General features: G+C 35.3%; 18 protein-coding genes. 6 read left to right on the top strand and 12 right to left on the bottom strand.

What is annotated here, in order from left to right:
• Nucleotides 1-43: 43 nt before the first annotated feature.
• From BXY64_RS16095 to BXY64_RS16085, 3 genes are all read left to right on the top strand, one after another.
• The gene (locus BXY64_RS16095; RefSeq protein ID WP_120240995.1) at nucleotides 44-409 is read left to right on the top strand and encodes a hypothetical protein; all 366 of its coding nucleotides are present in this window, start codon (nucleotides 44-46) and stop codon (nucleotides 407-409) included.
• Nucleotides 410-556: 147 nt separating this feature from the next.
• Entirely contained in the window at nucleotides 557-2,992 is a 2,436-nt protein-coding gene (locus BXY64_RS16090) for a TonB-dependent receptor (protein ID WP_120240994.1), read from the top strand.
• A 248-nt stretch (nucleotides 2,993-3,240) separates the two neighbouring features.
• On the top strand, nucleotides 3,241-4,116 hold the full coding sequence (locus BXY64_RS16085) for a hypothetical protein (RefSeq protein WP_120240993.1): 876 nt from the start codon (nucleotides 3,241-3,243) through the stop codon (nucleotides 4,114-4,116).
• An 87-nt stretch (nucleotides 4,117-4,203) separates the two neighbouring features.
• On the opposite strand, the gene BXY64_RS16080 is transcribed toward BXY64_RS16085, so the two are convergent.
• Together BXY64_RS16080 and BXY64_RS16075 are read right to left on the bottom strand one after the other, a co-directional pair.
• Nucleotides 4,204-4,662 (bottom strand): hypothetical protein, encoded by a 459-nt coding sequence (locus tag BXY64_RS16080; RefSeq protein ID WP_147376016.1) that lies wholly within the window; start codon nucleotides 4,660-4,662, stop codon nucleotides 4,204-4,206.
• A 22-nt stretch (nucleotides 4,663-4,684) separates the two neighbouring features.
• Nucleotides 4,685-5,581, bottom strand: a complete 897-nt coding sequence (locus BXY64_RS16075; protein ID WP_120240991.1) for a hypothetical protein — start codon at nucleotides 5,579-5,581, stop codon at nucleotides 4,685-4,687.
• 172 nt (nucleotides 5,582-5,753) lie between these two features.
• Between BXY64_RS16075 and BXY64_RS16070 the strand changes: the two genes are divergently transcribed.
• Nucleotides 5,754-7,043 carry a glycosyltransferase family 4 protein gene (locus BXY64_RS16070; RefSeq protein WP_120240990.1) on the top strand — a complete coding sequence of 430 codons (1,290 nt, stop codon included), beginning with the start codon at nucleotides 5,754-5,756 and terminating at the stop codon, nucleotides 7,041-7,043.
• Here BXY64_RS16070 and BXY64_RS16065 read toward each other — a convergent pair.
• The 4 genes from BXY64_RS16065 to BXY64_RS16050 all read right to left on the bottom strand — a co-directional run bounded on the left by BXY64_RS16065 (nucleotide 7,040) and on the right by BXY64_RS16050 (nucleotide 10,221).
• Nucleotides 7,040-7,834: an amidohydrolase family protein gene (locus BXY64_RS16065; protein WP_120240989.1), complete on the bottom strand. Its 795-nt coding sequence runs from the start codon at nucleotides 7,832-7,834 to the stop codon at nucleotides 7,040-7,042. The two genes, BXY64_RS16070 and BXY64_RS16065, sit on opposite strands and share 4 nt — an antisense overlap.
• Nucleotides 7,831-8,664: a DUF4296 domain-containing protein gene (locus tag BXY64_RS16060; protein WP_120240988.1), complete on the bottom strand. Its 834-nt coding sequence runs from the start codon at nucleotides 8,662-8,664 to the stop codon at nucleotides 7,831-7,833. The genes BXY64_RS16065 and BXY64_RS16060 overlap by 4 nt, the downstream gene beginning before the upstream one ends.
• 67 nt (nucleotides 8,665-8,731) lie before the next feature.
• Entirely contained in the window at nucleotides 8,732-9,484 is a 753-nt protein-coding gene (locus tag BXY64_RS16055; RefSeq protein WP_120240987.1) for an ABC transporter ATP-binding protein, read from the bottom strand.
• On the bottom strand, nucleotides 9,481-10,221 hold the full coding sequence (locus BXY64_RS16050; protein ID WP_120240986.1) for an MlaE family ABC transporter permease: 741 nt from the start codon (nucleotides 10,219-10,221) through the stop codon (nucleotides 9,481-9,483). The genes BXY64_RS16055 and BXY64_RS16050 overlap by 4 nt, the downstream gene beginning before the upstream one ends.
• Nucleotides 10,222-10,376: 155 nt before the next feature.
• Here BXY64_RS16050 and BXY64_RS16045 point away from each other — a divergent pair, with 155 nt between their 5' ends.
• Complete coding sequence (locus tag BXY64_RS16045; RefSeq protein WP_120240985.1) at nucleotides 10,377-11,465, top strand: mannose-1-phosphate guanylyltransferase; 1,089 nt, start codon at nucleotides 10,377-10,379, stop codon at nucleotides 11,463-11,465.
• A gap of 69 nt (nucleotides 11,466-11,534) precedes the next feature.
• On the opposite strand, the gene porN is transcribed toward BXY64_RS16045, so the two are convergent.
• From porN to topA, 6 genes are all read right to left on the bottom strand, one after another.
• Complete coding sequence (porN, locus tag BXY64_RS16040) at nucleotides 11,535-12,380, bottom strand: type IX secretion system ring subunit PorN/GldN (protein ID WP_120240984.1); 846 nt, start codon at nucleotides 12,378-12,380, stop codon at nucleotides 11,535-11,537.
• A gap of 15 nt (nucleotides 12,381-12,395) precedes the next feature.
• Entirely contained in the window at nucleotides 12,396-13,946 is a 1,551-nt protein-coding gene (gene porM, locus BXY64_RS16035) for a type IX secretion system motor protein PorM/GldM (protein WP_120240983.1), read from the bottom strand.
• A 24-nt stretch (nucleotides 13,947-13,970) separates the two neighbouring features.
• Nucleotides 13,971-14,924 (bottom strand): type IX secretion system motor protein PorL/GldL, encoded by a 954-nt coding sequence (porL, locus tag BXY64_RS16030; RefSeq protein ID WP_120240982.1) that lies wholly within the window; start codon nucleotides 14,922-14,924, stop codon nucleotides 13,971-13,973.
• A gap of 46 nt (nucleotides 14,925-14,970) precedes the next feature.
• Nucleotides 14,971-16,305, bottom strand: coding sequence for a T9SS ring complex lipoprotein PorK/GldK (gene porK, locus BXY64_RS16025; RefSeq protein WP_120240981.1), 1,335 nt, complete (start codon nucleotides 16,303-16,305; stop codon nucleotides 14,971-14,973).
• A gap of 45 nt (nucleotides 16,306-16,350) precedes the next feature.
• Entirely contained in the window at nucleotides 16,351-17,283 is a 933-nt protein-coding gene (locus BXY64_RS16020) for a PorP/SprF family type IX secretion system membrane protein (protein WP_120240980.1), read from the bottom strand.
• Nucleotides 17,284-17,658: 375 nt separating this feature from the next.
• On the bottom strand, nucleotides 17,659-20,082 hold the full coding sequence (topA, locus tag BXY64_RS16015; RefSeq protein ID WP_120241042.1) for a type I DNA topoisomerase: 2,424 nt from the start codon (nucleotides 20,080-20,082) through the stop codon (nucleotides 17,659-17,661).
• Nucleotides 20,083-20,285: 203 nt separating this feature from the next.
• Between topA and BXY64_RS16010 the strand changes: the two genes are divergently transcribed.
• Nucleotides 20,286-22,700 carry a transglycosylase domain-containing protein gene (locus tag BXY64_RS16010; RefSeq protein ID WP_120240979.1) on the top strand — a complete coding sequence of 805 codons (2,415 nt, stop codon included), beginning with the start codon at nucleotides 20,286-20,288 and terminating at the stop codon, nucleotides 22,698-22,700.
• Nucleotides 22,701-22,789: the final 89 nt, after the last annotated feature.

The following is a 22,789-nucleotide window of genomic DNA, read 5'->3' as shown; positions in this document are numbered from 1 at the left end:
GGTCTATTTTTGTTGCTTATTAACGTAATGATAAGAATAGAACGTGAATTTGTTTGAAAAATACAAAAAGGCAATTGTCTGCATCCTTTTACCAGCTATGTTGATGCTGGCGGGCAATGCTGTATTCAACTGGCACGTTCATAAAAATGATCAGGGACAATTAATTGTTCACGCTCACCCTTTTCAAAGTTCTGGAAGTTCTCAGGGAGCTAATGGTCATTCACATTCCGCTCAGGATTGTTTTTCGATTAATCAACTAACAAGTTTCTTTTTTATACTGGCTGCGGTATTTATTGTAGCTATGTTGAGAGGTAAATCGGTTGATGTATCGAAAGTTTATCATTACCATGTAAAGAAAAATTTACTTGCCACCCTTCTACCCAATAGGGCTCCTCCTGTTTTGGCATAGTAATTCATTGCTGTATTCAAAGGCTTGAGTACAGAACTCTATTATTTATTGGTGTAAAATTGATGATACATTGCATTCATGGCTCAGTTGATCTTTTTGCACATGTCAATTCTGACAAACATTTACATAAACTATAAATACTAAGAAATGAGAATATTAACTCATCTACTTGTCGGCATTTGCATGCTGATTGGTTTCTCGTTTTCTGCAAATGCAGAAAAACTTACCGCTAGCATTAAAGGAAAAGTTATTGATGTAAATAGCAAAGAACCTATCCCTTACGCTACAGTTGCACTAGAAGGTTCTTCTGTTGGTGCAGTAACCAATTTCGAAGGAGAATTTGTTATTGAAGATGTTCCTATGGGGCATTACCATGTAGTGGCAAGCTGTGTAGGATATCAGATCAAGTCAAAGGAATGTGACTTGAAAGAAGGAAAGGGAGTCTCTATTGAATTTACTATAGCAGAAGACTTTATCGGTTTGGATCAGGTGGTTGTAACTGCCGATAGAAATAATATACAGCGAAAAGATGCGCCGGTTGTTGTAAACTCAATTTCGACAAAATTATTGGAGCAAACATCTGCAGCCAACTTGGCTGATGGTTTGGTGTTTTCACCAGGTTTGCGTGTTGAAAATGATTGTAACAACTGTGGTTTTTCGCAGGTTAGAATGAATGGTTTGGAAGGTCCATACACTCAAATATTGATTAATAGCCGTCCAATTTTTAGTGGTTTGGCTGCAGTTTATGGATTAGAACATATTCCATCTAATATGATACAGCGCGTGGAAGTTGTACGTGGTGGTGGATCTGCTCTTTTTGGTGGTAATGCCATTGCAGGTACTATTAACATCATCACAAAAGATCCTGTTAGCAATTCATTTAAAGCAGGATTTAAGTATGGTGCTGTAGGAGTAGGTGCTGATGGAGCAGGAAGTGTAGGAAATGATTTTACTGCTGACTTTAATGCTTCGGTTGTTTCAGAGGATAATAAGAGTGGAATCTTTATTTTTGGAATGAACCGCCAGCGTGATGATTGGGATGCCAATGATGATGGATATTCTGACTTGGTGAAGATCGAAAATTTAAGTGCAGGTTTAAGAGCTTACCACAGATTTAGTGATTTAAGCAAACTTACTCTTGAATACCATATTGTTGATGAGTTTCGTAGAGGTGGTGATCAGTTGAACTTGCCAGCTCATCAAGCAAAAGTTGCAGAACAAGTAGAGCATAGAATTAACTCAGGAGGAGTTGTTTGGGATCAATTCTTTAATCAGGATAGACACACAAAATTGTCTGTTTTTGCATCGGCTCAACACATCGATAGAGATGCTTATTATGGAGCAGAAAAGCATTCTAAAATATTGTCGCGTTATATTCCAGACTATAGCTCTTATGGTAAAACCGATGATTTGGCGATTTCTGTGGGAGCACAATTGCATACTAAGCTTGATAACTTCTTACTTTCTCCTGCTGATTTGACTTTTGGTGTTGAGAATGTATACAACAAATTGAAAGATGATAAGTTGGGATATTACGATATTGAAACTTCGAAATTTGTTCCAACTACCAACATTGCTGATCAAAAATCGAACACCATTGGAGCATTTGCTCAAAGTAAATGGGATTTAGGATTTATGAATTTCCTTTTGGGAGTTAGAATGGATTCGTACAACATTACCAACGACGAGAATGGAAGCGATGATTCGAATGTTGTAATTAGCCCTCGTGCCAATGTATTGTTCAAATTATCGGAGCCAACTCAGCTTCGCTTTAGCTATGCAAGAGGATTTAGAGCTCCACAAATTTTTAACGAAGATTTGCATATCGAAGCTTCAGGAGCCAGAAGAATCATTCATGAAAATGATCCTAACTTGAAAGAGGAAACTTCGAATAGTTTTACTGCATCATTAGACTTTACCAAGACCATTGGAAAAACTCAGACCTATTTCTTGGTTGAAGGTTTTTACACAGATTTAAAAGACCCATTCGTGAATGAATTTAGCGATCCTGATGCAGATGGAAATGTGGTATCTCTAAGAAAAAATGCCGAAGGAGCTGTTGTAAAAGGAGCAAATATTGAATTCAAATTGGCTCCATCATACAAGCTTGACTTCCAGATGGGGATGACGCTTCAATCAAGCAAGTACGATGAGGTAATCGATCATGGTGATGATGATGATGCATCAGATAGTTCGAGCAAAAATATTTTAAGAACTCCAGAGCGTTATGGATATTTCGCAATGAACTGGAAACCAATTCACGAGTTTACTGCAACATTTAGCGGCTCATACACAGGTTCTATGGATGTTCTTCATCTTGCAGGAGGTTTAGATCCAAACGAAAAGGAAATTACAACAGAGAGCATTGTAAAATCTGATGATTTTATGGATATGGGAATCAATTTTGCTTACCACTTTGATTTGGGTAGAGAGGTAAAGCTACAATTTGATTTTGGTGTAAAGAACATTTTTAATTCATTCCAAGATGATTTTGACAGAGGTCCAAGCCGTGATGCAGGATATGTTTACGGGCCATTAAATCCAAGAACCATATACTTGGGTGTGAAAATTGGCAACTTTTAGTAGAAAAATTCTACATACTATAATAGTAAAAACTGTGGGTTAGTTTTAACGGGACTGTTTCATTTAATGATAGTTCCGTTTTTTTGTGCTTTAATTTTTGACTTGGTACAATAATTGACTAAAGCTTTATTGTATATTCATTATAAATCAGAAATTATGATCTGATAACATGATGGATACAGGGATTTTTTAAAAAAGATAAGTAAATTTGCACGAAACATTAAAAAGACTGAATTACCACGGGAGATATGGAAAACGAGAAGAAAGATAAGATTTACAAAGGCGTTCTAATAGGATTGGGAATAGTATTGGTTGTTATTGCAGTAATGTACTACTCGGAACATCGCGAAAACAAAAGATATATTGGGGAAATTACTGCTGAAAAACTAAGCTTGCAAAGTGAATTAGAATTGCTTTCTGCTGACTATGATTCATTGCAAACAAGCAACGATACTCTAAATGTTCAGTTAAAAATGGAGCAAGAAAAAATCTCAGAACTTCTGGAAAGAATGAGAATATTTCGAAACAATTCGTATGCAGAGATTAACAAATACAAGCGTGAGTTAGGAACATTGAAAGAAGTTCTTAGAGATTACATCGTTCAGATCGACTCCCTAAATACTCGAAACCAATTGTTGACTGCTGAAAATGTAAGAGTTAAAAAACAAATTAACTGGGTAAAAGAGAGAAACCAAAAGCTTGAGGAATCAACCGAGAATATGAAAGAAGTAATTAGTAAGGCTGCTACTCTTGATGTTGCCGGACTTACTTGTTATCCAATCAATAAAAAGGGTAAAACGGTTAAAAAAATCTCTAAAACAGTAAAATTGAAAACCAGTTTTACCTTACGCAAAAATATTACAGCATCTACAGGAGCTAAAGAAATTTTTGTTCGTTTAACTCGTCCTGATGAGGTGGTTCTTGGGAATCCGCAGAATTTGTTATTCGACTTTGAAAATACCAAGCTGGTTTACTCTGCAAAGCGCGAAATCGATTATGAAGGAGACGAATTGGAAGTTGCAATTTTTTGGGACAATGATGGAAGTTTAATTTCTGGAGAATACAAAGTTGATGTATTTGCGGAAGGAAATCATATCGGAAACGCGAAATTTTTACTGAAATAGATTACTCTACGATACAAGATAAAAAACAAGCTTGCCAAATTTGGCAAGCTTGTTTTTTATTATAAACTTTTGTCAAGAAGCAAATGGCTACTTAAATATCGTTCTTGATCCAAATGCTCTAAATCCAATTAGAATCGAAACGCATCCACTTTCAATTTCCTCTTTGGTCATATTTTCGGGAACCAACACACGAATGATAAAATCATCGGTACTTTCAACCATAAAATCCCATAGGTTGGTATGATCTTCATCTGCGTTATCGTAGAGTAGGTTGTATTCAGTATCGAACAGTTGGAACTGTATTTTTCCCAATTGCTCTTCCCCTTTTACAAGAATTCTATATTCCTGGTCTTTGTAGAAAGTCAATTGCAGTTCAGCAGTTTCTCCTTGAGAAAGTACTGCATTATTTAATTGCCCATTAAAGGTGTAAGGATTCAATTGTGGAATACATTCCTTTTTTGTGTATTCATTACATTGGGCTAAAGTGAATTTAGGTAAAGCCAAAATGCAAATTGAGAATATGATGAGTTTTAATAATATCTTCATATGTAGTGAGTTTAAACAGAAATTATAATTCGGTAAGCTTGGCTCTTATTCGATTGTTAATTTCGTGAATGCTTTTAATCGTTTCGTTCGAAGCGGTTAATGTAACCTTATTTTGAATTATAGTTTTTCCATTTTTCGATTTTAAGCTTGATGGTGTTTTTTTAACCTGTTCAATTTCTCTGAACTTGGCATCTAGCTTTTTTAAATCAGGTAATATCTCATTAACTTTTTCATCATTTCGATATTGATTCAGCAAACCAATTAAATTTTTAACAGAATGTTTTTGTTGTGCAATTAAGCTTACCAACTCTTTTTGAGGTTTATCTAAATCAATAATGTTTGTGGCCAGGTATAGGGTTTCTATCCAACCGCCAAATACTATTAGTGCTGCAGTTCCTCCACGTTGATTCTCTTTCAAATAACTATCCGATTTGGTGAATGTTTCGGATATAATATTTAATAAGGAATCCTGATTCGCAATATTTTCCTCTACCCTTTTGGCTGTAATTTTTTCCTGCTCTTCAGGGATGCCTAATTCACGTGTGAATTTCTTAATTACAGCAAGATATCGGGCAGCATCCTGAAATTGATTGTAAATACGGATATAGCTTAAGTCAGCACCATAAATTCCAATATTGATTGCAATATCGGCTTGCGATAAATAGTTATCGGCATTGTTCACAGAGTTCATTAAATCTGGTTGATAAGGAAGGTCCATTTTCTTCATTAATTCAGTTACCTGTATAGGACTTGGAACATTGTAGAAGAGTTTTTTTACCGGACCAAACTTCTGTGGTTGTGCGAGATTATTTTCCAGTTTACTTTCTTTTGAACTAGTACTGTTGTTGCACGAAAAGCACAGTAATGTATTTGTGAAAATCAGTAAAAAACAGATTGCTCTGATCGTAAATTTTAACATAGTTTATGTGTTTACTCTGAGTTTTGTAATGGTAATAAACTTAAAGTTATACTTTTACCGCCAATAAGCAAGCAAAAAAATAATATATCGCACCTTCCATAAAAAACACTTAAATTGTAGAAACAATTGGGAAATACTGTCGTAAATAAAAAGTTGCAAAAAAGAATTTGATATGAGAATCGGGATACTTATCGGAAGAATTGGAGGTGTTGATGGAGTTGCTTTGGAAACTGAAAAATGGATTAAAGTATTTCGAAAAATGGGACACGAAGTGTTCACATTATCCGGACAGTTCGAGGAAAGAAAATTAGATCCTCAGTTTGAAACATTGGTACCTGAAATGTCTTTTTTCTCGCCTGAAGGTTTTTGGGGACAAAAGAAAGCATTTCACTTTCCGGATAATAATTTACCAGAACTTTTGGAGCATATCCATTTCTATTCCGATTTAATTGGAAATAAGATTGTTGATTGGGCAAGAGAAAAGAAAATTGATGTTTTTGTTTCTGAGAATGCTTCAGCTTTGCCTGCACATCTGGAAATGGGCTTGGGTATTAAGAAAGCAATAGTTGAGCTAGGATTACCTAGCATTACTCACGATCATGATTTTTATTGGGAAAGAGGGGATAGGTATCTTTCTCCATATCCGGAAATTAATCAAATTGTAGCCGATAATTTTCCATTGCGATTGCCTAATGTTTTTCATGCAGTAATTAATACTTACGGTAAAGATACATTGCAAACAAGATTCGATAGGAAATCTGTTGTTGTGCCCAATGTTATGAATTTTGACCTGCCTTTTGGTGAGATTAATGAAACCAATATCAATTTAAAGCAAAATTTAGGTTTTAAGGAGAATGATTACATACTGGCTCAGGTTACCCGGATTGTGCGTCGCAAAGGAATTGAAACAGCCATTCAGCTAATTCATATGCTTGAAGATTCAAATGCAAAACTGGTAATTACCGGAAGTCATTCCGATGATGAGGGAAACGTGTACTACAATGAATTGATTGAACAAATTCATGAGTTGAAGTTGGAAGGACAAGTGATGTTTGCTTCGCATATTATCAAGAACAATAGAAGACAAACTCCTGGAAGCAAATCCTATGCTCTTTCCGATGCCTATGCTCATGCCAAAGCAAGTACCTATTTTAGTACTTATGAAGGTTTTGGGAATGCATTTATTGAATCGGTATTAGGAAAATGCCCAATTTTTGTGAACAATTACAAGCCGGTTTATTGGCCTGATATAGGAAGTAAGGGATTTAAAACAGTTATGCTTGAGGATAATATTATTACCGATAAAGCATTAACGGATATGAAAGAAGTGATTCATAATGAAACGTTAAATCGGGAAATCAGTGAATACAATTATCAATTGGGAAAGAAATATTTCTCTTTTGATACTTTGGAAGAAAAGTTGGTTGAGCTTTTGGATAAAGCTGCAAGATTCTCTTCTTAAATCAAAATTTTTAGCTCGGCTTGACTTGTTAGCTGATTGTTGGTGTAATCAATTCCTGAAATTAGATTTAATCCTGGTTTTTTACCGATTTCTAAAGATCCAAAATCATTCTCAATTTTTAAATTTTGAGCAGGATTTAAACTTGCCCATTTTATGATTTCCCAAACAGATAGTTTAGGGAATTTTTGCTGAATCAGCTTCATTTCTTCAAAAATGGAAAGCTTTTGGTGTGTACCAAGCGATCCTGTTCCAATGCAAAATTGATTATTATTTCTGATTTCCATTTCGCATACGTCCATTACTAAATGATTTATTAAAGCAATGGAATTGGTGTATGCTTCTTCGTTTCCCGCAAGTTGATAGATTAAATTCTCATGCGGAGTAACAAAATGAACTTTTGACTTCTCTTTCTTCGATTGTGAATCTTGATGAGGAAACAGATCAGCTGCTGCTTTTGTTCCAAAAGCTTCCAAATGGTTAATGCCTCTTTGTAAAGATGGTAAATCGGTTGGTAATGAATTTACTTTCGACTTAAGCTTGGCATTAAAATCACCAGCAAGGCAATCATTTAAATCTTTAGCTGTAAAATTACTGTATGAAAGCAAAGTAAAGGCATCAACAAAGCCGGGTACTATGGTTCCACCATAAAACTCTAGGTTCTCAATCTCTTTAAAATTGTTCTTCGTGTCAATAATATCCACAATTCTATTGGTATCATCAAGAACAATTATGCCATTTTTTAAAGGAGCTGAGCTGACTGGAAAAATATAATTGGCAGTTATTTTTCTCATCTTATATCAGGAATAAATTCTTCTCGATCCATGTGTCTTTTTATTTCCCTTTCAATTTCAGTTGTGTCAGGTTTCATTTCAGGATTATAAATTTTAATATTCTTAATCTCATATTCCTGAGTAAATATTCTAAGATCGTTATCCCAACTAAACAAATCACCTACCAAATGAGTATATGTGGTATCAGGATATTCTAATTGAATAGAATAAGTTTTAAAAATGGAATCTTTTTCAATTTTAATAGGATCGAAATGTATTTTTTGCGGACCGTTAGTTGTATCTTTTTTCCAGAAATAGGCTTCCATTGTTGGATTTTCTGTTTGGTCTTTTTGAAATATTCTGATGTCAGCAGATACTGTATAAATACCCGTTTCTGTGATAGGAATTCTAAAACTAAAAGTTGGTTTACCTTGCTTTGGAACAATCCAGTGTTTTTTTCTTTTCCACAGGTTTATGGTATCCTGTTCAAGTTTTGCATTTTTTATATCAATACGATATTTAGTTTCTAATCGGTTTAGAGAGTCAATCACCTTATCGTAAATTTTCGTAAAGTTGGCTGTATTTTCAGCATAGTATGCTACGCATGAATCGAATTCAGCAGGTTGTAATTTATACTTTTCGTAAATGGAATTGTAATAATAACTTGGTCGATAATTTTTGCCAGCTCGGTAAATATTCTGTGCAGACATAGTACCATCTGCAATGTGAATATCAATTAGCATTTTTGTAAATTCTTCCTGATTTAATTTAGGAGGATTCTTTTTTTCCTTAGAGCAAGAAAATAGAAAAATCGAAATGGTGGCTATGGTAATTATCAATACTTTATTCATCGAAAACTTAACTTGTTTGTTGGGCAAAGATAACAATTGCTTGCGTAATCTATGGATTTAGAAGCAATCAGGTTGATTTTTTAATGTTTTTAAACAAATCGGAAGCAAATACAAAATCATTTAAAGCCTGATTTTTGGTATTGAAGATTTGATCTTTATTTCCTTCCCATGCCTTATATCCCTTACTAATGAAAAGTATTTTCTCACCAATTTCCATAACTGAATTCATGTCGTGAGTATTAATAATGGTTGTCATGTTAAACTCTTTGGTAATTTCTTGAATCAAATTATCAATAACAATTGCTGTTACTGGATCTAAACCAGAGTTCGGCTCATCGCAAAATAAATACTTGGGATTTAAAGCGATTGCCCTTGCAATTGCCACACGTTTTTGCATTCCACCACTTATTTCGGCGGGAAAAAGGTGATTGGCATTTTTAATGTTTACTCTATCCAAACAAAACTCTACCCTTTTGTTTTTCTCTTTTTCCGACATGGTTGAGAACATGTCCAAAGGAAATTTCACATTTTCTTTTACATTTAAAGAATCGAATAATGCTCCGCCCTGAAAAACCATTCCCATTTCCTTGCGGATTTCTTTTTTGCCTTTGTGATTTAGCTCAGTAAAATTTCTGTCGTTGTAATAAATTGCACCATTATCCACATCATGTAAACCAATAATCGATTTAAGCAAAACAGTTTTACCTGATCCACTTTGACCGATGATTAAATTCGTTTTACCTGATTCGAAGGTAATGGAGATATCGTTTAAGACTTTTAAATCGCCAAATGCTTTATTTACGTTTTCCAGTCTGATCATTTTAAGAGAATTTGTGTAAGTATCACGTTAGCCAATAGTATTAAGATACTGCTGTTTACAACCGCTTTTGTGCTGGCTTTACCCACTTCGAGAGCTCCGCCTTTTACGTAATAACCATAGTAGGATGGAACGGCTGTAATAATAAAGGCAAAAACAGCTGTTTTTATTAATGAATAAGTGATATAGTAGGGAATAAAACCATATTGAATGCCATAAATGAATTCTGATACTGCTACCGTACTGGTTAAGTATCCTGCTGCTAATCCACCTAATATTCCTACAAATACACTTAAAACATACAAGAATGGATTAATAAAAATAGCCGCTACTATTTTGGGAAGAATTAAGTGATTTGCAGAGTTAATACCCATTATTTCCAAAGCATCAATTTGTTCTGTAACTCTCATAGATCCAATTTCAGATGCGATATTTGAACCAACTTTACCTGCAAGAATCAAACCTACAATGGTTGATGAAAATTCAAGAAGCATGGACTCCCTGGTTGTATAGCCTACCAAATAATCGGGCAAAAGTGGGTTAAGCATATTGTATGCCGTTTGCAATGTAATAACAGCTCCCATGAACAGAGAAATAATTACAACAATCCCAATTGAATTGATTCCAAGCTTATGAATTTCCCTCACAATTTGTGAGAAAAATATTTTACCCTTTTCTGGTTTGGAAAGTACCAAAAGAAGGAATCTAGAGAATTTACCAACGTGTTCAAACAGATTCATAACTTAACTTGTTTACGATAAAAGTACAAATAATTTACTTATTGAATTGCTTGCGTAACTCGTGTTCAGTAATACCAAAACTATTTTTGATTTGAATTGAGTTTTCTGTATTTTAGGATATCTAATATTTATATGCATATTATTAATAATCAAATATGAATCCAAATAACTACTGCGTAATTATGGCAGGAGGAGTCGGCTCTAGATTCTGGCCATTGAGTAAAAATTTGCGACCGAAACAATTTCTTGATATTCTTGGAACCGGTAAAACTTTAATTCGACACACCTTTGAAAGGTTTGCTTCGGTTTGCCCGGTTGAAAACTTTTTTGTGGTTACCAATGCCATATATAAGGATTTGGTATTGGAGCAGATTCCTGAAATGAAAGAAGATCAGGTTTTGTTGGAACCTTTAAGAAGAAATACAGCGCCTTGTATTGCTTACGCAAATTATAAGATTTTAAAAAGAAATCCCAATGCTTCAGTAGTGGTTACTCCAGCGGATCATTTAATTCTGAACGAAGTAAAATTCTTGGAGGTTTTAAAAGAGGGAATCGATTTTGTAAATAATGAGGATAAACTACTAACATTAGGAATGCAGCCAAGCAGACCTGAGACTGGATACGGTTACATTCAGGTTGGGAAAAAATCGGTAGACAAATCTTCTGATATTTATCCGGTAAAGACATTTACCGAGAAGCCACATTTAGATTTGGCAAAGATATTTTATGAGTCGGGAGAATTTTTCTGGAATTCTGGAATATTCTTGTGGTCATTGCAAGCCATTCATGATGCATTTAATAAATTCTTGCCTGATGTAAATGCATTATTTGATTCAATCCTTGAGGATATTGATACAGCAAAAGAACAAGATGCAATTGATAAGATTTATCCTGAATGTCAGAATATCTCTATCGACTATGGTATTCTTGAAAAATCGGATAATGTATATGTATATTGTACTGAATTTGGTTGGTCTGATTTAGGAACCTGGGGGTCAATGTATGAACACTCTACAAAAGATGACAATCAAAATGCCATTCAAGGAGAAAATGTAATGTTGTACGAATCGAAAGATTGCTTGGTAAATGCACCAAACGAAAAGTTGGTTGTTGTGCAAGGCTTAAAGGATTACATTGTTGTTGATACCGATAAGACTCTGCTGATTTGCCGAAAGCGTGATGAACAGGAGATTCGAAAATTTGTGAACGATGTGAAAATAACAAAAGGAGAGGAGTACATTTAAACTCAATATTTCAGCAAAAGAAAAGGACCTCAATTTGAGGTCCTTTTTTATTTGAATGCTTATTAAATTCTACCATTCCCAAAGGTCATGCTCATATTCGAAAATATCGTTCTTAATTTTTTCAGCTTCTAGCATCGAATTAATACCAACTGTATATTCGCTAATTCCTCGGTTGTTGTGTACGTTAGAAATCTGAGTGATATAGCTTGAAAATCTTCTTTTCATGAATAAATCATCGAAAGAATAACGAGCTGCATCATTAAAAGGATTAAATACCTCGTGTGTAGCTAACAATGGTCTTGCTTCTGGGAAATAAATCCAAAATAGCTGTTTCTTTTGAACACCATCCATTGCTGTATCGCCATCTTTTACATACTCACGAATTGGACAAATACCAATAATTCGAACTTGCATGGTTGAAGTTTGCTTATCAAAGAACCATTGCTCTTTTACCATATAACGCTTCACATCATCGGTGTGCATTTCTCCAGGAATGATTACTGGTTCCAATTCACCAGTTAATCTGTTGCGTTGCATAATGGTATCGGCTTGTGCATCGAATTTTGCATGAATTTCGTCCAATGTCATTGGCTCTTTAAATTCATCATCGGTTGTTGAATAAGCAGTTAAACCTTCATTCTCGATGCCGTACATTAATAAATCAATTAAGCTGTAACGATCGTCTTGTGGAGTAGTTGGATAATACATAGGAAGGTTCATTTTCTCCCTTAAATCAACAATTCTCCAAACCAATTTCGACCACATTACATCCGATTCGCGAATGTTTGAGAAAGGAATTGGTTTACGATTCTTAATGTGATTTTTACTGTACACACTGGTTGCTTTTGTTTGCGACATTACATTCGCAGAACAGAATAGTGCCAGACCAATTAATAGTAATAAGCTTTTTTTCATCGTATGTAAATTTTATTACTCTATTCTAAATACAATAGCTGGTAGATTTCTGGTAACACCATCGGGACCTACCGCCCTAATATCTTCGATATAAACTTTGTTATTTCTTCTCAAATTTCTGAACATTTTAATTTGTTCAGGAGTGAAGGTATCCGTTCTTGAGACTTCGTCAACAGTAAATCCTTTTTGGATGGTTGATACGGTAAATCCAGTGATTTTAAATTCAAGATCAAAATCAAAATTGTCCATTACAGCATCAACTCCCTGTTGAGCCATTAACAGGTTTTTCTTGATTTTACCACCACTCTTGTCAGCAATTTTGGCAACAGGATCTGGAATTGGTTTTATTCTAAAATCAACTGTTCTTAAAGGTCTCCATTCTCCATCAAAATTAGCTTCGACTTTTACTTTAGCCTCTCTTCCAACAACCTGAGGTTTTGCAATGTAATCATCACCTCGTTGAATTAGTTTTCCATTGGTCATTGTTGCTCGAATCTTGTCTGAAGAGAAACCTGGTGCAGAAATACTAACTGGATTATCAACTCCAACATAGAATACATTCATTTTGGTAGGAGAAACCACTACGTTTGGCTCGGCTACGATGTATTCAGATGAAAATTCAAGTTCTTTTTCAATTCCGGAAGGAGTTGTGTATGTAAGGATTCCTCCCCATTTTACAGGTCCAACTTTATCTGCTTTAGCAGTGTAAGTTGCTCTTCCATCATTGTCATACTCTGTTAAAGCACCTCTTCTATCAACTACAACGGTAGGATACTGAGTGGTATCTACAGCAGCTAAAAATACCTGAGCTTTATAAGTTTCACCCTTTAAAATATAACTTGAAGGGGCAAATACTTCAGCCTTCAATTTGTTAAAACTAAAAGATTCTGCTTCAATTTGGTTGAACAGATAGTTTACGATATCAGATTCTGTATTCCTGATATCAGACTGCATTTTTGATAGAAGTGTAACTGCTCCTACCAAAGGAGTATGATTAAACAGTTTGGATTCCCATGAATAATTTGGATCTCCTTTTTTACTTTTCTCAGGTTTTGAAGTATCTAATGTTTCTTGAATTGCATGACGAAGTCTTTCATCATTTTCATCAACATGATTCAAAACTAATTCTCGATAATTAGAAATGGCTTGCCTTAAATCTTTACCATGTCTTCCTACTATCATTACTTCACCAGGAATATCAATATTATCTCTACTTTTGATATTCTTCATGTCATACTCTGGGCCATCAGCTTTCTCAACTATTTTTTCTTTTAACATTTGAATATAGTTGAATAGACTATCAGATTGTATTCTAATATTTTGAGCGTATTCCCAAGATTCTTTTACTTTATTTTCATTTGCTTCGTAAGCAGTTTTGAATTCTCCGTAGGTAACGGCAGTTTTTTCTTCAAAAGTCGATATGGTTTTTGATAAACCATTATCAATTGTTGTAAAAGCGTCCAGTACTTCGTTTGATACATTTATCGCCAACATTGCTGTCAGAAATAAATACATCATCCCAATCATCCGTTGCCGTGGCGTTTCTTTACAATTACTTGCTCCCATTTCAGCTTAGCTTGATTGTTAATACTAGTTCTTCTTAGAATGATCCATTGCACTTAACATGTTACCATAAATGGTATTCAGTGCAGATAGATTTTGATTCAATTGTTCAGTTTCTTTGCGATAAGTTTGTGCATTCTCTAATGTTGCAGTAAGAGTTTGAAGCACCTTATCTAAATCCTGATGTACATTTTTGGCATTTTCCATCTGCTGATTACCTTGCTTTAATTGCAATTCGTAAATCGCATTCAATGATGAAAGATTATTATTCATCGCCTCCATAGAGGTATTGAAATTGCCACTGTTCTCAGAAATTTTACCAAAGTCATTCTGTAAGGATTGATCGATTTTCTGATATGAATTCAATAGGTTATTACCTGACTCGTTTACTTTATCCGCAAATTCTTTTCCTGAATTTTCAACAGAAGAAGCTGCATTTTGGTATGAAGCACTTAGTTGATTTGCAGAATCAGAAAGTTGTTGTGTGCTATCGGCATATTTACCCGAAAATTCTCCAACAGATTCTGAAGCTTTTTGCATGGTTTGAATGTATCCATCAGTAGCTGTAGCAGCATCCGAAAGATTTGACAAATTATCAGCAGCATTGGTAAGCTTAGCTAAACCTTGACTTAGGTGTGACAATTTATCTGGCTCAACACTAATTTTTTCAAGTAATTGTTGCAACTGTTCTAAGCCTTCAACTTGAACGCCGCCACCTTTTACCATTTGTTCGCGTGGTTCCAAACCAATTAGCTCAGGATATACCAAACTCCAATCTGGTTGTTCGTGTGGTGGTTCAAATGCTGAAAAGAAGAAAATAATTGCCTCAACAGACATACCTACTGATAAAAGTAAGCCTGCATAAGGGTAATGCATAATTTTAAACAAGGCACCAATTAGTACGACGGAAGCTCCCCAACCATACACGTAGCCCATAAATTTTTTCCATCTCGGAGATTGTACCAGTTCTGTAATATTCATGTCGGATTTATTGAATAGGTCTAAAAATAAATAGTAAATGAGTAGATTATCTACCTAAATGAGTTCTTACACAGCGGAAACCGATATACGATTTTGCAGTATCCTGATATTCGTATGTTCTGGTTGCGCATTGCATGTAATATCCAATGTCTTTCCATGATCCACCTCTAATCACTTTTCTCTTCAATGCTGGAGGATCATCAGGAAGTGCATTGTATTCATAATTCGGATTCATATCGTGTGTAAAAGAATAGGCTGATTCATCGTAAGCTCCAGAAGTCCATTCTGCAACATTACCTGCCATATCGTAAAGACCATACTCGTTGGGTTCGTAGCTTCCTACAGGAAGAGTAACCAAACCACCATCGTCTACATAATTACCTCGCAATGGCTTGAAATTTGCCAAGAAACAACCTTGATCGTTTCTGGTGTAATTACCACCCCAAGGGTACATGTTTTGTGCAATTCCACCACGAGCTGCATATTCCCATTCCGATTCGGTTGGTAAGCGGTAATCCTGAACTGGATAATCTCCTTCAGCTTTTAGTGCTGAATTGTGGAAACGAGTTCTCCAAATAGAGAAAGCCGTTGCTTGTTTCCATGATACACCAACTACTGGATAATCATCATATCCTGGATGCCAGAAATATCTTTTTGTCCAAGGATCATTATACGAATAAGTAAAATCTTGAATCCAGCACAGAGTATCTGGGTAAATATTTAATGCTTCTTTCATGATAAAAGAAGATCTGTCTTCAATTTGTTTTCTACCACCTTTGTAGTCATCTACCATACCTTCATACTCACCCGTTTCGTAATTGTAACGGTTCGATTTTTTAGCCGCTTGTTGAAGGTCAACCCATTCATACTGATATTTCAGTTTTCTGGTATCTATTTCTTTGTTACGGAAAAATCTTTCGTGTTCAGGAAGGTACATTTCTTCAAGAATTTCAACGTACTCTTCATCATTCCAATCTAATCTTTCGTCCCAGTTAATGAAAGGAGGATCGATAGGATTACCATTGTCATCTTCTGCAATAAGAAATTCCTCAAATTGCTGTCCTAATAACTGACGTGCAATAGAGTCACGTACCCAGTATACGAACTGACGGTATTCATTATTGGTAATTTCTGTTTCGTCCATCCAAAATGATTCAACAGAAACAGTTTTTGTTGTCGCGTTCAGTGCCCAAGCTACGTCTTGGTCGTTTGGCCCCATAGTAAAGCTTCCTCTCGGAATTTGTACCATACCGTAAGGTTTCGGCTCAAACCATTTTCCTCTCTGACCGACACCAACAAGTTCTCCATTTCCTGTGCGGCTTCCACACGATGATAAGAACAATAAAACAATTACACCTAGTGTTGTAAGTAGTTTATTCATAGTGGTTTTGTAAATTGTGCTAAAAGCACAGATTTTTAATATTTTTTATAAAAATCGAATACTCTTATATTTTTGATTTCGGCTTTCCAATTTAGTGTTGAATCTGTACGTTAACAGAAACTCGTGAGATGCTTTTGCAATTTTCGATGTTGAAATATCGTATGCATATCCAACTTGAATTCCATTGTTGAATAATATACCTACCATTCCTACAATTGCATCATCAACTCTATATGAAACGCCTCCCCAAATCTTTTTATTGTATCGTAACAAACTGTTTATATCAATTTGAGAAACAACAGCATCTGTTTTATAAAACACAGATGGGATAACTTCCCAGCTTTCATCAAGCTTAAAGGTATATCCGGCAGTCGCATAATAATGTCTTGCCAAATAGATTTCTACTGATTCACTATATGCAACAGAAGGCTCCGTGACATGCAATACGGAAACTCCGGCATAAAAGTTATGTGTTTGGTAAAAAATTCCTAATCCAGGATCAAAAACCATTTTACCTTCATCAATTGTTCCATCTCCTAAATCATCTTGAGCTGAAACATAGTCATCTCCTTCGGGAACAAACCATTCTCCTTTTAATGCATTGTTTTGCAGTCCAAGACTTGCTCCAAAGAACAAAGAACCTTTGCTAAGTTTTTTCTCATAGGAGTAACTTAGTCTAAAACCCGTATTTTTTTCAAAACCCAATTCGTCTCTAACAATACTTAATCCTATACCATGGGTTCTGCCACCAAATTGAACAGGAGCACTAAGGTTTACCACCGTTGTAACGGGCGCATTTTCGAACCCAACCCATTGTTGTCGATTAATTGCTGAGACAACAATATCCTTCTCGGCACCAGCATATGCTGGGTTTACGGAAAGGATATTAAACATATTTTGACTGAACTGTGGATCCTGTTGTGCCCTCAAAATCAGAGTGCAACAAATAAATATTATGACGAAAAATATTCTTTTCATGGAACTTTATATAGTTCAGTAATTTTCAAAAACTGTGAGGAGTAAAGTAAATAAAAATAAATCTTCCTTACAAGTTTTATCAGAGGTTCAAGTGCTTTTATCAACAATTTTCAGATGTCTATTTTTGAAAAATATTTAGCTACCAAAATATTAAATTAAACAAATAAAATGTATAACTCATTATAAACCTGATTGACGTATGTAAATTACGTAATCTTTATTTACGATGATTTTATTATTTTGTTAATGGATTTTTAATTTTTTAATTTGAGGTTAACAATATAGTAGGCGTATTATAAGGGAGGAGTTTCTAGAATAGTAATAAAAAAGGGCTGTTCGTTGATTAGAACAGCCCTGATTATTTTTTTTAGAAATTTATTTTTTTGCCTTTTTGGTAGTTGTAGTTTTTTTCTTCGTCGTAGTAGTTTTCTTTTTGGTCACAGTTTTTTTTGCAGTCGTCTTTTTACTCGCTGCCTTTTTTGTGGTTTTCTTTTTAGGACCTTCTTTTATAATTTTCATACAATCTTCAAAGCTTAAAGCTTTAGGATCTTCGATATCTTTAGCCAATCGGAAATTTTCCTTTTTGTATGAAATGTAAGGTCCCCATCGACCATTTAATATTTGTAAATCAGGATCTTCATCGAAAGCTTTGATGAATTTTTCTCTATCCTTCTTTCTCTTTTCTTCAATTAATTCAATAGCTCTCGGAAGATCGATCTCCATAGGATCATCTATATCCTTTTTAAGAGATGCGAATTTACCATCGTGTCGCACGTATGGACCAAATCGTCCAATTGCTACAACTACCTTTTTATCTTCATATAAACCAAGATCTCTAGGTAGTTTAAATAAATCAATGGCCTCTTCAAGCGTAATGGTTTCCAAATGTTGTCCTGGTCGTAAGCTTGCAAATTTAGGAGCTTCAGCTTCTTTATCTTCTGGAGTTTCTCCCAATTGAGCCATAGGACCATATCTTCCGATTCGAACCAAAATCACCTTGCCAGTTTTAGGATCTTCACCTAAAATTCTTTCACCAGTTGATCTTTCTGAGTGTTCAAGTGTCTTTTCTACATTTTCGTGGAAAGGGTTGTAGAACTTTCCAATCATTTCATGCCAAATCAACTTACCTAAAGCAATATCATCGAATTCTTTCTCTACATCAGCAGTAAAGTTGTAATTCATTACATTCGGGAAGTGTTCATTCAAGAAATCGGTAACCACCATTCCTATATCGGTTGGGAAAAGTTTTCTTTTCTCAGCACCAGTGATCTGAGTTTTTACTTCCTCAGAAATATTGTTTTCTTTCAAGTTAACTACCTCATACTTTCTCTCAACACCATCTCTCGATTCTTTAACTACATATCCACGATTCTGGACAGTAGTAATGGTTGGAGCATAAGTAGACGGACGACCAATTCCAAGTTCTTCTAACTTTTTCACCAAACTAGCTTCGGTAAATCTTGGTGGACGATAGGTGAAGTTTTGAGTTGCATTCAAGAAATCTTCTGTAACAGGATCGTTAACTTTTACCGTTGGTAATAAAGTTTCCTCCTGTTTTCCATTTTCATCATCGGTAGATTCCATGTATACTTTTAGGAAACCATCGAATTTGATCATTTCTCCGGTAGCGATAAATTCTTCGCCATTGGTTGATGCAGCAATTTTAATATTGGTTTTCTCCAATTTTGCATCACTCATCTGAGAAGCAATCGTTCTTTTCCAAATCAAATTGTACAAACGAATCTCATTTGATTCACCAGAAATAACTTCTTTATTTAAATAGGTAGGACGGATGGCTTCGTGAGCCTCTTGCGCACCTTTATTTTTGGTTTGATATTTTCTGATTTTTACATACTCTTCGCCATGACGCTTGGTAATTTCTTCTTTAGCTGCAGCCAATGCAGTATCAGCAAGATTTACCGAGTCAGTTCTCATATATGTGATATTACCAGCTTCGTACAAACGCTGGGCAACGGCCATGGTTTGTGCTACCGAAAATCCTAATTTTCTACTTGCCTCCTGTTGTAAGGTTGAAGTGGTAAAAGGAGCTGCAGGTTTACGAGTTGAAGGTTTCTTTTCAATATCGCTAACCTTATATTCTGCGTTTTTACAACTTTCTAAAAACTGAAGAACTTCTTCTTTTGTTGCGAAGCGCTTTGGATATTCAGCTTTTAAAGTTTTCTGATTTCCATTTTCTTCAGTTATAAAGAAGTTGGCAACTACTTTGTAGTAAGCTTCAGGTTTAAATGCAATAATTTCTCTTTCTCTTTCAACTAAAAGTCGAACAGAAACCGACTGTACACGACCTGCTGAAAGTTGAGGTTTTACTTTTTTCCACAATACTGGCGAAATCTCAAAACCTACTAAGCGATCTAATATTCTTCTTGCTTGCTGTGCGTTAACAAGATTATCATCAATGTCGCGAGGATTTTCGATTGCTTTTAGAATTGCAGGCTTGGTAATTTCATGAAAAACAATTCGTTTGGTGTTTTCTTTTTTCAATTTCAACACTTCAAACAAGTGCCATGCAATAGCTTCTCCTTCGCGGTCTTCATCGGATGCGATCCAAACCGTTTTGGCTTCCTTTGCAAGTTTTTTTAATTCAGTAACTACCTTCTTCTTGTCAGTAGATACAATATATTTAGGTGTGAAATTGTTTTTGATGTCAATCCCAAAATCCTTTTTTTCCAAATCCCGAATATGCCCAAAACTAGACTTAACCAAGAAATCTTTACCTAAAAATTTCTCGATTGTTTTTGCTTTTGCGGGGGACTCAACTATTACTAAATTCTCTACCATATCGAATCTGTTCTTTGGGAAGTTTAGGTTAAAATTTTTTGCAAAGTAAAACAATAAGGTACCTAAGTTCAAAATTTTGTTGTAATTATTTTGATATTACCTTATTATAATGTAGTTCAAAAATCCAATAAAATGCCGAAAAATACGTCTTATATGTTAGAATTTAATTTGCTATTTTTACAGCTCATAAAAAATACCGTAGTATGTCTGAAATCAATCCAAATTTGGAAATAGATCCTAATGCAGAATTGAATCCTGGAAATGAAGAGGTAAGCAGTGAATCAAAAATAAAGATTTACAAAAAGCCATTGCTTATATTTTGGTCGATCTTTATTGTAGGGATTGTGTGTGTTGTTTTGTTTTTTGCAGGAGTATCCAATGGTACTTTTGGATTTATGCCAACATTTGAAGAGTTGGAGAATCCTAAAAGTAGTTTGGCTACCGAAGTTTATACTGCAGATGGAGAATTGTTAGGAAAGTTTTATTTCCAAAACCGTTCGTTTATTGATCATGATGAATTGTCAACCTATTTAATTGATGCGTTAATTGCAACAGAGGATGTGAGGTTCGAGAGTCACTCGGGGATTGACCTTCGAGGATTGGGACGTGTTTTTAAAGGTTTGATTACAGGTGATAGCAGTGCAGGAGGAGGTAGTACCATTTCTCAGCAGTTGGCTAAAATGCTTTTCCCTCGTGAGGAATTCAAGAATAAATTAGATATCGTATTTAGAAAATTCAGAGAGTGGATTATAGCTGTAAAGTTGGAAAGAAGCTATACCAAAGAAGAAATCATGACCATGTATTTTAATAAGTATGATTTCTTAAATCTTGCAGTGGGTATTAAGTCTGCAGCAAATGTTTATTTCAATACAACTCCTGATTCTTTAAAATTGGAACAGGCAGCAATGCTGGTTGGTATGGCGAAGAACTCTTCATATTTTAATCCGCTTAGAAGACCAGAGCTAACCAAAGGACGACGTAATACGGTTCTTTCTCAAATGGTGAAGTATGGTTATTTGGAAAATCAGCTTGCCGATTCATTAAAACAGTTGCCATTGGGAATCGATTACCAAAAAGTGGATCACAAAAGAGGTATGGCTCCATATTTTAGAGAGTATTTGAGAATGTCTCTTACTGCCAATAAGCCGGAAAGAAAAAATTATCCTTCATGGAATATGCAAAAGTTCAAGCAAGATTCTTTGGAATGGGAAATCAATCCTTTCTATGGATGGTGTAATAAAAATCAGAAAGCAGATGGAACACCATACAATATATATAAGGATGGTTTGAAGATTTACACCACTCTCGATTCGAGAATGCAGAAGTATGCAGAGCAAGCTGTAGAGGAACACTTGGGACTCGATTTGCAGAAAGGATTCGACAGGGAAAAGGAACATCATAGAAACCCACCTTTTTCTGATGATTTGAGTGATGAAGCCTTCGAACATCAGATGGATCTTTCGATTCGCAGAAGTGAAAGACATCGTGTTCTGAAAAAGAAAGGCTTGTCATTTGAGCAGATCAAAGAAAACTTTAAAAAGCCTGTTAAAATGAAAATATTTACATGGAAAGGGGAGCGCGATACCATTATTTCGCCAATGGATTCCATGTTGTATTATAAAGGATTTTTACGTGCAGGTTTCATGTCGATGGTGCCACAAACCGGCGAGGTAAGAGCTTATGTTGGTGGCCCAAATTACAAGCACTTCATGTACGATATGGTTACGCTTGGTAAACGCCAGGTGGGCTCTACAATCAAGCCATTTTTATATACCTTGGCCATGCAGGAAGGTTTAACACCTTGCGATAAGGTGCCAAATATCCCACAAACTTTTATTTTGCCTGATGGTACACCCTGGACATCCAGAAACTCGACGGAAGCTCATAGTGGTGAAATGGTAACCCTAAAATGGGGATTGGCTCATTCGGTAAATAACATTTCGGGATGGGTGTTGAAACAAACCAATCCGGAAGCGGTGGTTTCAATGGCTCGTAAAATGGGAGTGGTTAGTAAAATTGAGGCTGTACCTTCTATATATCTAGGAACTTCTGATATTTCGGTTTATGAAATGGTTGGTGCGTATGGTTCCTTTGCCAATAAAGGGGTGTACATTAAACCTCGTTTTATTACCAAGATTGAGGATAGCAAAGGCAACTTATTAGCTCAGTCGGTTCCACAAAAAAACGAGGTAATGAATGAAAGAACTGCATACCTAATGGCTAATTTGTTACAGGGTGTTGTTCGAGAAGGGACTGGTAGAAGACTAAGATTTAAATATCATTTATACAATCCAATTGGAGGAAAAACCGGAACAACACAAAACCACTCCGATGGTTGGTTTATGGGAATTACCCCCGAGTTGGTTTCAGGAGTTTGGGTTGGTGCCGAAGATAGAGCAATTCGCTTTGAAGGAATTAGATTAGGGCAGGGAGCAAATATGGCACTTCCAATTTGGGGATTGTACATGCAAAAAGTATATGCCGATAAAACTTTGGGAATGAAGCAAGGAGATTTCGAAAAACCTCGAGGTGTTAATATAAACCTGGATTGTGAAGCTGTTAGCAATGATAATTCGAACAGCACCACTGAGGATTTTGATGATGAAGATTTCTTTTAGTACAATTTTAAATAGATGCTTGTATGTATTATGCCAATAGATTTCTATAGGAGTACTGTGAGAGTAGCGAAACTGTGCGACATTTTAGA

Origin of the sequence: Marinifilum flexuosum, from assembly GCF_003610555.1 — a bacterium.
In the GTDB taxonomy this organism is placed as follows: Bacteria; Bacteroidota; Bacteroidia; order Bacteroidales; family Marinifilaceae; genus Marinifilum; species Marinifilum flexuosum.
Note: the sequence above shows the minus strand (reverse complement) of the source record. Positions and strands in the feature narration are given on the sequence as shown.

What these genes read in the sequence shown, in the direction of transcription:
- BXY64_RS16090 (WP_120240994.1), top strand. Translation starts at nt 557, where the DNA reads ATGAGAATATTAACTCATCTACTTGTCGGCATTTGCATGCTGATTGGT.
- BXY64_RS16085 (WP_120240993.1), top strand. Translation starts at nt 3,241, where the DNA reads ATGGAAAACGAGAAGAAAGATAAGATTTACAAAGGCGTTCTAATAGGA.
- BXY64_RS16080 (WP_147376016.1), bottom strand. Translation starts at nt 4,662, where the DNA reads ATGAAGATATTATTAAAACTCATCATATTCTCAATTTGCATTTTGGCT.
- BXY64_RS16075 (WP_120240991.1), bottom strand. Translation starts at nt 5,581, where the DNA reads ATGTTAAAATTTACGATCAGAGCAATCTGTTTTTTACTGATTTTCACA.
- BXY64_RS16070 (WP_120240990.1), top strand. Translation starts at nt 5,754, where the DNA reads ATGAGAATCGGGATACTTATCGGAAGAATTGGAGGTGTTGATGGAGTT.
- BXY64_RS16065 (WP_120240989.1), bottom strand. Translation starts at nt 7,834, where the DNA reads ATGAGAAAAATAACTGCCAATTATATTTTTCCAGTCAGCTCAGCTCCT.
- BXY64_RS16060 (WP_120240988.1), bottom strand. Translation starts at nt 8,664, where the DNA reads ATGAATAAAGTATTGATAATTACCATAGCCACCATTTCGATTTTTCTA.
- BXY64_RS16055 (WP_120240987.1), bottom strand. Translation starts at nt 9,484, where the DNA reads ATGATCAGACTGGAAAACGTAAATAAAGCATTTGGCGATTTAAAAGTC.
- BXY64_RS16050 (WP_120240986.1), bottom strand. Translation starts at nt 10,221, where the DNA reads ATGAATCTGTTTGAACACGTTGGTAAATTCTCTAGATTCCTTCTTTTG.
- BXY64_RS16045 (WP_120240985.1), top strand. Translation starts at nt 10,377, where the DNA reads ATGAATCCAAATAACTACTGCGTAATTATGGCAGGAGGAGTCGGCTCT.
- porN (WP_120240984.1), bottom strand. Translation starts at nt 12,380, where the DNA reads ATGAAAAAAAGCTTATTACTATTAATTGGTCTGGCACTATTCTGTTCT.
- porM (WP_120240983.1), bottom strand. Translation starts at nt 13,946, where the DNA reads ATGGGAGCAAGTAATTGTAAAGAAACGCCACGGCAACGGATGATTGGG.
- porL (WP_120240982.1), bottom strand. Translation starts at nt 14,924, where the DNA reads ATGAATATTACAGAACTGGTACAATCTCCGAGATGGAAAAAATTTATG.
- porK (WP_120240981.1), bottom strand. Translation starts at nt 16,305, where the DNA reads ATGAATAAACTACTTACAACACTAGGTGTAATTGTTTTATTGTTCTTA.
- BXY64_RS16020 (WP_120240980.1), bottom strand. Translation starts at nt 17,283, where the DNA reads ATGAAAAGAATATTTTTCGTCATAATATTTATTTGTTGCACTCTGATT.
- topA (WP_120241042.1), bottom strand. Translation starts at nt 20,082, where the DNA reads ATGGTAGAGAATTTAGTAATAGTTGAGTCCCCCGCAAAAGCAAAAACA.
- BXY64_RS16010 (WP_120240979.1), top strand. Translation starts at nt 20,286, where the DNA reads ATGTCTGAAATCAATCCAAATTTGGAAATAGATCCTAATGCAGAATTG.